4 protein-coding genes, 6 pseudogenes and 1 other annotated feature are annotated in these 10,484 nt (G+C 59.7%); of the genes and pseudogenes, 3 read left to right on the plus strand and 7 right to left on the minus strand.

All coding sequences use genetic code 11. From position 1 onward, the window contains the following. The 3 genes and pseudogenes from virD4 to NKI46_RS30685 all read right to left on the minus strand — a co-directional run. Positions 1-1,678, minus strand: a 1,678-nt coding sequence (gene virD4, locus NKI46_RS30675; RefSeq protein WP_352749668.1) for a type IV secretion system ATPase VirD4, incomplete at its 3' end; no start/stop codon positions are given. A 247-nt stretch (positions 1,679-1,925) separates the two neighbouring features. Continuing rightward, the gene (locus NKI46_RS30680) at positions 1,926-2,702 is read right to left on the minus strand and encodes a hypothetical protein (RefSeq protein WP_352515483.1); all 777 of its coding nucleotides are present in this window, start codon (positions 2,700-2,702) and stop codon (positions 1,926-1,928) included. 301 nt (positions 2,703-3,003) lie between these two features. Next, positions 3,004-3,291, minus strand: a pseudogene (locus NKI46_RS30685) (integrase core domain-containing protein); the annotation flags it as partial. Positions 3,292-3,335: 44 nt separating this feature from the next. Here NKI46_RS30685 and NKI46_RS31020 point away from each other — a divergent pair. Beyond that, a pseudogene (locus NKI46_RS31020) lies at positions 3,336-4,766 on the plus strand (IS30 family transposase). Here NKI46_RS31020 and NKI46_RS30700 read toward each other — a convergent pair. Next, a pseudogene (locus NKI46_RS30700) lies at positions 4,745-5,657 on the minus strand (IS3 family transposase); the annotation flags it as partial. The pseudogenes NKI46_RS31020 and NKI46_RS30700 sit on opposite strands and share 22 nt — an antisense overlap. Further along, positions 5,269-5,385 (minus strand) — a sequence feature (AL1L pseudoknot). Its footprint overlaps the pseudogene before it by 117 nt. Before the next feature lie 504 nt (positions 5,658-6,161). Here NKI46_RS30700 and NKI46_RS30705 point away from each other — a divergent pair. Then, positions 6,162-8,081: a potassium transporter Kup gene (locus NKI46_RS30705; RefSeq protein WP_352749670.1), complete on the plus strand. Its 1,920-nt coding sequence runs from the start codon at positions 6,162-6,164 to the stop codon at positions 8,079-8,081. Positions 8,082-8,208: 127 nt separating this feature from the next. Here the strand turns inward: NKI46_RS30705 and NKI46_RS30710 are convergent. The 3 genes and pseudogenes from NKI46_RS30710 to NKI46_RS30720 form a co-directional block, all read right to left on the minus strand. After that, positions 8,209-8,903: pseudogene (locus tag NKI46_RS30710) on the minus strand (IS6 family transposase). A 49-nt stretch (positions 8,904-8,952) separates the two neighbouring features. Further along, positions 8,953-9,152 (minus strand): annotated as a pseudogene (locus NKI46_RS30715) (DUF1403 family protein); the annotation flags it as partial. A 200-nt stretch (positions 9,153-9,352) separates the two neighbouring features. Then, positions 9,353-9,730, minus strand: coding sequence for a flagellar export protein FliJ (locus NKI46_RS30720; protein WP_352749673.1), 378 nt, complete (start codon positions 9,728-9,730; stop codon positions 9,353-9,355). Positions 9,731-10,025: 295 nt separating this feature from the next. Here NKI46_RS30720 and NKI46_RS30725 point away from each other — a divergent pair. Further along, a pseudogene (locus NKI46_RS30725) lies at positions 10,026-10,439 on the plus strand (IS6 family transposase); the annotation flags it as partial. Positions 10,440-10,484: the final 45 nt, after the last annotated feature.

Genomic DNA, 10,484 nt, shown 5'->3' on the forward strand with positions numbered 1-10,484 from the left:
GCGCCTCCTCTGCTCCCGTCAAGGGCGCCGGCTCCGGGAGGGCGCCTGTCTGGCTTTCAAAGATGCGTTTCAGAATGCGATCCGAGAAATAACGCACCTTCCTCAATTTTAATGGTGGCAGACCTTTGATAAGAACAATCTCGTAGTCGTCATCGAGCAGCCGAACCTGTTCGGGACGCAATAGCGGTGCACCTTGATGTGAATTCTGAATGGTCCAGTCGAACGTTCGCGCCTGGCTGTGGGAAATCGATTTGGCTTCAAACGTGTATTCACCGATGGCCTTGGAAATGTAGTTCGGAGTCTCGTCATCAGCCGTGGCCATGAACACTTGCAGTCCGGTATTGCTGAGAAAATTCTGCTTGCCAGCCTCTCCATAAGCCCCCGTCAGTGCCGAAAGGCTTTGGATGATGAGCATGAAACGCCCCTTGTAGCCCGCGATAGTCGTGATTGCGGTCTCGATCGCCTCCAGCTTACCCAAGTGCTTGAACTCGTCGAGCAGGAAGAGAACCTCGTGCTTTTCATCCCGACGGGCCAGCGACCGCTGCAGAATTGAAACGATTTGCTGAAAAAACAAGCGTATCAAAGGCGCGATCACCTCAAGGTCGTTCGGACCAACGCAAAGATAGATGCACGTTCTGCGACGGCGAAGATCATAGACCGAAAAGTCCGAGCGACTTGTGGCCGCCTTTACAGCGGGATCCGCCCACAGGTTGAGCCCGCCATCGCCGAGCACGGAAGTGTAGGAGGTTAGGATTTTCGTATCGTTCCCCGCCATGTCGTCGAAGATGCGTTGTGCCTCTTTGTTCTGGGTCTCCATGGCGAGTCGCGCGAAGAGCTTAAACTTCTCCCCCGGCTGGGCGAAGAGGTCATAGACGGCGCCGATTGTTGGCGTGCCCCGCTCGATGCAGGCAAGGATTCCCGCGACAAAGATATCTCGCGCGCCGCTGATGAAACCTTCCGCGCCCTCCCCCTTGGCCGTAATCAGGTTTGCGGCCAAGCGGCGGGCTTCGGTGAATTGCTGCTGTGGAGGCAACGCTATAAGATCCAACAGCGGATTGTAGCAGTTTGTGCGCCGCTCCGAATCCAGCGGCGCGAATTTAAACACGTCGTCACCTGCGGCTTTGCGCGCCCTCGAGGTGAGCTCAAAGAGCTCCCCCTTGACGTCCAGAGCTATCACCGAGCCTTTGAATGTAAGTAGCGTTGGAATGACTATGCCGACGCCCTTGCCAGCGCGGGTCGGTGCAACGATGAGGCTGTGAGGCTGCTCGCCATTGGTCAGGTAGTAGCCAGGCCAGAAAGGGCCACTTGTCTTCCCAAACACCGGCCCTGTCACGCCACGGTATCGTCGCAGATATCCCGTGCGTCGCATTTCATCCACTCGAGCCCAACGAGCCGTCCCGTGGTGTTCGAGCTTGCGGCGCAATACGATCTGCTGAATCAGCAAGACGACCGCGGACGTCGAGAGCACGATAGCCGCGCCCCGATAGAAAACGGGGGTTGCGAAACCCAAATACAAGGGCGTCTCAAACCAAAAGGCACGGACATCAAACGCCATCAGAGCCTCGCCGCTGCCGCCGTGGCGGAAGGTTGCGTAAAGACTTGCCGCACAGAAGCCCACGGCGAGTGAGCACGCGATGCTAATGGCTATGTTGGGGGGCGTCGTTTTTGTTGAAAGCATTGTTCCATTGCCGGATTAGCCGTAGCTAATGCTGCGCGTGCTTCAGAGACCGAACCGGCGTCGCGCGATGTCGCCGCTCGACAGATCGATGCCGCAGTGGGTGGTGCGATGCTTGCAGCGCATCACCCGGCAGACGTGGTTTTTGAAAGTTACACTAAGCAGGTACGTCAACGGCCAGCGAATTGGAAACGGCAAGGCCGTAAACGGATTTCGGGAGAGAAAGCGTCACTGTACCATGGCCGAGACCTCAACGGCCGGAGCGATCTCTGCTTCTGGTGGCCTCCATTAGGTCCTCTCGGGCGTGATTGAAGGCGTGGTTTATGGACCGCCCGATTTGAGCACCCCGCTGCAGCTGTTCATAGGAGGTTTGCGGGCCTACTGTATCACGGACTGCAGCCTCAATACCTGCTATGTGGCCGTCCAGATTCGCACTCCGTTCCTCTGCTGCATGCTGCGGTGGCGGCATGTGCGGCAAGATGTCTTGCATGCCGGGAAAAACTGAGTGAGCTTGGGCCTGTTGATTTGCGTCTAACTGGGGATACATGTTGAGAATAGCATTGGATGCCATGTTTCTGACATTGCCATCCGGATCAGAAGAAGCCAGTCCAATGGCCTGATCAAGAATGCGAGATTTATTTTCGTCAGTAAACTTACTGAAGTGTGGCGCAACGTAATAAGCTCCGAGAGCTTGCGACGGCGGATCCATGTTGCCAATGCGATTAACAATAGCATCTTGCAGCCCTGGCGTTAGGTAATCGCCTAGATTACTGGCCGCTCCGACTTTCTGCAATGCTATGTCATCCGTGCTGTACCCCAATTCGGCTGTTAATGTCGCGGCCAGATTGATGGCTGATCGTCCAAGCCGATTGGTCCGCCTTTCAAATCTCGCGAGGTCGGTTTCTGGCCCGGGTTGAGTGCCCCGAACGGCTGTTCGCTCGTGCGTCCCGAGGCCTTTGAAGCCCCCAAGATTTCGCGCTGTATCGCGCGGGTTAGCGGTTACCAGCCGTTCTGCAACATCGCTCAATGGCCCCTCTGGAACGTCACGGAGGCTACTGCTCCCCACGCCTTGAGATGATCTTGCAGCTGCACGTGCCCGTTTGTTATCGCGATCCATTGCTCGCCTCCAAAGTAGTTATTCTACCAAATGAGGTTACCACCGAAGCTTGACCTGCTAAACCGATATGATGTTACAGTTGTAGTATGGCAAAGGGTTCCCAGCTCTGTGGGTCTGCCAAGTGCCCGTCCAAGCCGAAGAAAATACGATGAAGCTGGCATCAAATGCGATGTGAACTGCCCTGGGCATTCCGGAGGCCGTTTCGTTTGAGTCACGCGGCTATGGCTGATTCATCCAACATGGCGTAGTAGCGTTCCTCGGCTTCGGCCGGCGGGATGTTGCCGATGGGCTCCAGCAGCCAGCGATTGTTGAAGCAGTCGACCCATTCGAGCGTGGCGAACTCGACGGCCTCGAATGAGCGCCAGGGTCCGCGTCGATGGATCACCTCGGCCTTGTAAAGACCGTTGATCGTTTCGGCGAGAGCATTATCGAAAGAGTCGCCGACACTGCCCACTGCGGGTTCGACGCCGGCCTCCGCCAAGCGCTCGGTGTATTGAATCTGACGTGTTGGGCGGATTCAACCGGTCGTCGCAACACCAAGGGATTGGAGGTTGCAATGACGGTTCACCAACGCGCTTAGATCGGTGCACTCGAAAGAAGCTGGATTCGCCCGGGCGTCCGCCTGCCTGGCAGCGTGAGAATCGCTTCCGGTTCTGGCAAGCTATTGCCTTGGGACATTCGAGCGAGGAGGCCGCACTGGATGCCGGTACATCAACGCCTCTTGGTCCGCGCTGGTTTCGGAGTGCAGGAGGGATGCCGCCAACGCATTTGGCGCCGTGGGCGAAGCCGCCTTCGGGGCGATATCTTTCTTTCGGGAGCGCGAGGATATTGCGCTTGAGCTTGCCAAGGGAATCGGCATCCGGGCCATTGCTCGTAAGCTAGGTCGGCCGCCGAGCACAATCTCGCGGGAGGTCAGGCGCAATGCCGCGACGCGCAGCGGCAATCTGGATTACCGGCCAGTGCCGCCCAATGGCACGCCGATCGTGAGTCCCGCCGGCCTCCTGGCAAGCTGGCGGTCAATCCGGCTCTGCGTGAATATGTTGAGGAGCGCTTGGCCGGCAAAGTCACCAATCCCAATGGCGCCTCATTCGAGGGCCCCAAGGTGGGTATGGAAAAAACGACAGAGCCGGAGGTGGTCGGCAGCCTGGAGCCCCGAGCAGATCGCTAAATCGGCTTCAGATCGATTACCCACAGGATCAAACCATGCGGATCAGCCAAGAGACGATCTATCAGTCCTTGTACATTCAAGGACGCGGAGCATTGCGCCGAGGACTTACCGCATGTCTGCGTTCAGGCCGAGCGTTGCGCGTACCGCGCGAACGGGCCCGAGTTCGCAACAAGTCCTTCGTTGGAGACGCCCTTATAATAAGCGACCGTCCGGCCGAAATTGCCGATCGGGCTGTCCCCGGACATTGGGAAGGCGACCTCATCCTTGGCCTCGGAAGCTAGGCGATCGGTACGCTCGTGGAACGAAGTTCACGCTTCACAATGCGTGCTTCACCTGCCGCGCATGCATGGCTATCAGCAGAGCATGCGCATCAAGAACGGTCCACCACTTGCCGGCCACGGCGCTGAAGCAGTCCGCAGAGCCATAGCCCGATCCATGGGCAAACTTCCCGAGCAACTGCGTCAGTCGCTGACTTGGGACCATGGAGCGGAAATGGCGCAGCAGCCGACCTGCGCATCGACACCGGGCTCGAGATTTTCTTCTGCGATCCCCAAGCCCGTGGCAGCGAGACTCCAACGAAAACACCAAACGGCTTGCTGAGACAGTACTTTCCAAAGGGCACGGATCTCAGTCGGCACACAGCCCGGGAACTGGACGCAGTCGCCCATGCTATCAACACAAGACCGCGCAAAACGCTCGGCTGGAAAACACCTGCCGAACTCCTCGACCAACTCCTTGGGGGACAGTATGATGCCGGTGTTGCGACGATCCGGTTGAATCCGCCTTGGCTGCCTCTATCGCTGTGATGGATGAGCCCGCCTCCCTGCACGGGCCGCCGATCATGGAGAGCCTGTTCCAGGGCATCGAGAACGAAGGCTGCATGCGCCGTCCGGCTCACCCGCCAGCCGACGATCCGACGGGCATAGGTGTCGATGACAAAGGCGACATAGACGAAGCCCGTCCAGGTCGCGACGCAGGTGAAGTCGGAGACCCGCAGCATGTTCGGCGCGGAGCAGTGGAACTGGCGGTTGACGTGGTCGAGAGGGCAAGGTGCGGCCTTGTTGCTCACCGTAGTGCGGATCGGCGGACGATGCCTTCGAGGCCCATGGCCTTCATCAAGCGGGCAACCGTGCAGCGGGCGACGTCGAAGCCCTCGCGACGCAACCGCCGCCAGACCTTGCGAACGCCGTAGACGCGGAAGTTCGCCTCAAACCGTCGGACCTCATCCTTCGAGGCTGTATCCCATCTTGCCCGAGCCGACAGCCGGCAGGGGTCGACGCGCTTGGCGACATGGTCGTGGTAGGTCGACCGGGCGATCGGCAGCACCTTGCAGATCGGCTCGACCCCATGCGCCTCGCGGTGAGCGTCGATGAACGCGATCGTGGCCTGAACCGGCGGTCGAGCTTCGCCTGGGCAAAATACGCGGAAGCCTTGCGAAGGATCTCGTTGGCCTGGCGAAGCTCGCGGCTCTCCTTGAGTTTCGTCGCCACATCCGTAGGCACACCGACTTGCACGCCACTGTCGCGCTCGGCCTTCTCCACCCCCTCATGCAGCGTCTGCGCCGTGCAGCCGATCTTGGCGGCGATCGATGAAACCGCCGCCCACCGCGACGTATGCTCGCGTTCGTGATCCAGAACCAGCCGCACCGCGCGGGCCCGGACCTCGGGAGAGAACTTGTTGGTCGTCTTGCTTGTCATGGTTCCACCTTCTCAGGAGTTGGAGCCTCCGATCAACCCGGCGCGGTTCACAACAAGGGTCACGGATCAATCTGGGCGGGAACCCTAGAGAATCAGCCCTCAGAGCCTTTGGTAATAGACCGACCCCTCGCACCTGTTTGGGCTGGGTGTACAAGTCAGGTTTTCATCAGGTTGGACGAGTATGTCTGGCAGCCAGAGCGCGACCACTTCCGTGCCCGCCCGCTCGTCTGGCAGACACACAAAGTAGAAAGATATGCCGTCAGCTACAAGCAGCGCCATCGTTTCCTGCCGCAGATCATCGCCCATCCGGTCTGGCCCTCCTTCAGGTCCCCTTGAGCCTGTGTCTCGTCGAGGAAATGGCCCGGGAGCGGGATCGTGGTTTCGTATGAGACAATCCGCCGGTTGCGGCAACAAATGCGGTCCGCATACGGAGCCATTACGTCGCGGCACTTGATATTGCAGTGCAGCAAAGGTAGAGGGCCGCCCCTTATCGGAGTGTCGTCCATGGCCCTTACCAATGCTGGTAGCGAGGCAGAACCCGTCGAACAATCGAGCCATCCCGAAATCGAACAGCACAGCACCAAGGTGCTGATGCTAGGCGCGCTCGGCGTTGTCTATGGCGATATTGGCACCAGCCCGATCTACGCGTTCCGTGAGGCGCTGGTGGCGTCGTCGGGCGGCAATGTCGCCGAGCGCGGCGATATCCTCGGCGTGCTGTCGCTGATCATCTGGTCGCTGACTATCATCGTCACCATCAAGTACATCATGTTCGTGCTGCGCGCCGATAACGGCGGCGAGGGCGGCGTGCTGTCGCTGATGGCGCTAGCGCGCGGCAGTTTCCCCAAGCGGTCGGCGGTGATCCTGGGCATCGGCATCGTCGGCGCCTCGCTGTTTTTCGGCGACGCGGTCATCACGCCCGCGATTTCGGTGCTGTCGGCGGTCGAGGGTATGAACGTCGTTACCCCGACCTTCCAGCCCTATGTGGTGCCGCTGACACTGGTCATCCTGGCCATGGTGTTCGCGGTGCAGCGCTTTGGCACCGGCGGGGTGGGATTGGTGTTCGGCCCGGTGACCGCCGTATGGTTCCTGGCAATTGGCCTTTCCGGTCTCAACCACATCATCGCCGATCCAGAAATCCTGTGGGCGGTGAGCCCGCACTACATCGTCGCCTTCCTGATCAATTCGCCCGACGTCGCTTTCGTGACCATCGGCGCCATCTTCCTCGCCGTCACCGGTGCCGAAGCACTCTATGCCGATCTCGGCCATTTCGGCCGCAAGCCGATCGTGCTGGCCTGGCTGGCGATCGTGTTTCCCTGCCTGCTGCTCAATTATGCCGGGCAAGGCGCCTTCGTGCTGGCCAAGAACGGCGTCGTCGGCCATCCATTCTTCGAGATGAACGAAGGCTGGACGCTGATCCCGATGGTGGTATTGGCAACCGCGGCGACGGTTATCGCTAGCCAGGCGGTCATCTCCGGCGCCTTCTCGCTGACCCGGCAGGCGGTGCAGCTCAATATGCTGCCGCGCCTCGAAATCCTGCACACGTCGGAACGGCAGTCGGGCCAGATCTACATGCCGCGCGTCAATCTGTTGCTGGCGTTGGCGGTGATGTTGCTGGTCGTCGGTTTCGGCGAATCGAGCAAGCTGGCCTCCGCCTATGGCATCTCGGTGACCGGCAACATGCTGGTGACGACGGTGCTGCTGTTCGTCGTCATGACCCGCATCTGGAAATGGCGGCTGTGGGTGGCGGTCGCCATGACGGCGCTGTTCGGCTTCATCGACATCGGCTTCTTCGCCTCCAACATCGTGAAGGTGTTCGAGGGCGGCTGGGCGTCGCTTGCGGTGGCCTTCACCATCGTTCTGGCGATGTGGACCTGGGTGCGCGGCAGCCGCTATCTGTTCGACAAGACCCGGCGCAACGAGATCCCGCTCGATTTCCTCGCCGGCAACCTGTTGAAGAAGAAGCCGCAGCTGGTGTCCGGCACCGCCGTGTTCCTGACCAGCGATCCGCAAAGCGCGCCGACAGCGCTGATGCACAGCCTGAAGCACTACAAGGTGCTGCACGAGCAGAACGTCATTCTTTCGGTGGTCACCGCGCCGCAGCCGCTGGTGCCCGACAGCGAGCGGGTCAAGATGGAGACAGTCAACGAGTTGTTCATGCGGGTGACGCTGACCTTCGGCTACATGGAACAGCCAAACATTCCGCGCGCCCTGGCGACCTGCCGCAAGCAAGGCTGGAAGTTCGACATCATGACGACGTCGTTCTTCCTGTCGCGGCGCTCGCTCAAGGCATCGCCCAATTCCGGCATGCCGGTGTGGCAGGACAAGCTGTTCATCGGGCTCGCCCGCTCGGCGGCCGATGCGACCGAATATTTCCAGATTCCGACCGGACGCGTCGTCGAGATCGGAACGCAAGTGACGATTTAGGGCATGCCGCGGTTGAGAAGAATCGGTGCTGTCACATTGATTGAGCGGTAAGGAAATTCAGGTAGCAGCGCGCCCGGCACTGTAAGTTTCAGCGGCTTGATGCAGCGATAGCTGGCCGGGACGGCTGTCACGCTGTGGCGACACAATGCATGGCGGCGTTACGCAGGTCTCGATGTTGAGCCGATGACAGCGCATTGCAGGGAAAGTGGAGCAGGTCGGCAATCGGATCATGGATGGAAACGAACCGCTGAAGCTGGCGTGCCGACTTGAAGCGTTTCATGATCCTTTCGCGTCGTCGGGCCGGCTGGTGCGAATTTTCCGCTCGATAATTCAGGCCTGTGTGCGACCGGTGTTCGACGCCGGGCATGAGGTCGCGCATGGCGGCATCATAGGATCGGAGCTTGTCGGTGATCATGATCCGTGGTGTCCGCCCTTGAGCCTTCAACTTGCGCATCAGACGCTTTGCCGCCTTGGCATTTCGGCGGCTTTGTACCAGCACTTCGAGGACGAAGCCGTCCTGATCGACGGCACGCCAGAGCCACTGCTTCTTGCCACTGATAGCCACGACACATTCGTCGAGATGCCATTTGTCGCCCAGGCAGCCGGCTGACCGTCGCTTGATCTCTCGGGCGAAATTCCGTCCGAATTTCTCCGCGCAGCTTCGAACGTTCTGATGCGTGACGATGATGCCGCGGGCCGCCAGCATGCCTTCAACCATGCGCAGGCTGAGCGGAAAGCGAAAGTAGAGCCATACCGCGTGCGCAATGATCTCGGGGGAAAGCGGTGGCGACCATAGAGCGGACCACGAGCAACTTCTGACATGGCCCAATGTACGCACATCTTCATAGCTGTCGGTTGACTTTACGGTGCCGCGCCAAGCGAGCAGCATCCGGCCGGCGGAGCCGACCCCGTCTCCCGGCCGTGAGCAGAACGGCATCGCGCAGGGGCCGCTTCATCCTCGACGCGGCCAGCCTGCTTTGCCGTTACCGCCGCCGCCGAAAGCGCCAGGCGTTGCCGCCAGGCGCCGATCCGCCGGCAGCGGTTCGTCTCCACCGATGCTCCGATTGCCAACCAGTTCCACTTTCCCCCAATACCTGCGTAACGCCGCTATGCAAATCTGGAACAAAATCGCGTATGTCGCCGCAGCATGACAGCCGTCCCGGCCAGCTATCGCTGCATCAAGACGCTGATATCTTTACAATGCCCGCACGCCTCTCGCGCGCCAATGGCCAGTCGGTGTCGCGAATTGAGGCGCGCTGAAGCCGTCCGGCTCAGCCGATCATGGCGCTTCGGTTGCCGGGTTCGAGGTCGTGGCCTCTGCCGCTGCGCGATTCTAGCATTTGCGCCTTGGAGAGCTCTGCTTCAGCCTCGGCGAGGCAGTGCGCGGCTGCGGTTCTCTGCCGCAGAAGGTCCGATTGCGAATTCTTGACGTTGTCACGACGTAGGCGAGCGGCCTTGGCGAACGTCGGATAAGCGAAATGATTGACATCGGAGATGCCGGCCTTCGTTTCCTCGGCGTTTATCTGGAAGTCCAGTTCTCGCGCCATGCGTTCGAAATCGGCAATCATGATGTCTAGCTGGTGCAACTGTCGCCGCTTCTCATTCACCTGAAATTGCTTCAGTCGGACCAGATTACCTCGTGGCTTCATGACTCGGTACTCCGGTACCCATTTCGTCCAATCAAACCGCTCTCTCCCCTTAGCGTTAGGCCTACAGCGACTCTCACGTTTTCTGCTGCGAGCGGAAACATATTTTCCAAAATCCTTGGCCGATGGCTATGAGTTCAATGGCATCGACAAGCATGCGAGCGGGGGACTTAAGGGGCGGTAAAAAAAGGCGGAATAGGGCGATTTTCACAATGTCTGCATATGAACGCGTTGAGACCTGCGGCGGGCTTGACACACAAAGCAATAGTCAAGATTTGCGACATGGACGCCGGGGGGCATGAATACGCCCGCCGTCAGCTACACGCCCCCCGATTTCCGCCGCCTATTATCGCCCACGCGGTCTGGCTTTATTTCCGGTTTCCGCTGAGCTTGCGCCTGGTTGAGGAAATGCTGCTGGAACGCGGCATCGTGGTTTCGTATGAGACAAGTCGCCGGTGGGGCATCAAGTTCGGGTTGGACTGCGCTCGCTGCTTGCGCCGCAAGCCGCCGTGCCGGAATGATGTCTGGTACCTGAACGAAGTGGTCGTCACCATCGCCCGGCAAAAAGCTTTGGTTGTGGCGCGCCGTCGACCAGGATGGATATATGCTGGACGAAATCGTGCAAAACCGCCGCAACACCAAGGCCGCCAAGCGCTTGCTGACGCGGCTGTTGAAGAAGCAGGGGCTCGCGCCGAAGCGCATGATCACCGACTAGCTGCGCTCGTATGGAGCGGCAAAGCGACAGGTGATGCCGGAC

This window comes from Mesorhizobium sp. M0615 (assembly GCF_040320805.1).
GTDB lineage: Bacteria > Pseudomonadota > Alphaproteobacteria > Rhizobiales > Rhizobiaceae > Mesorhizobium.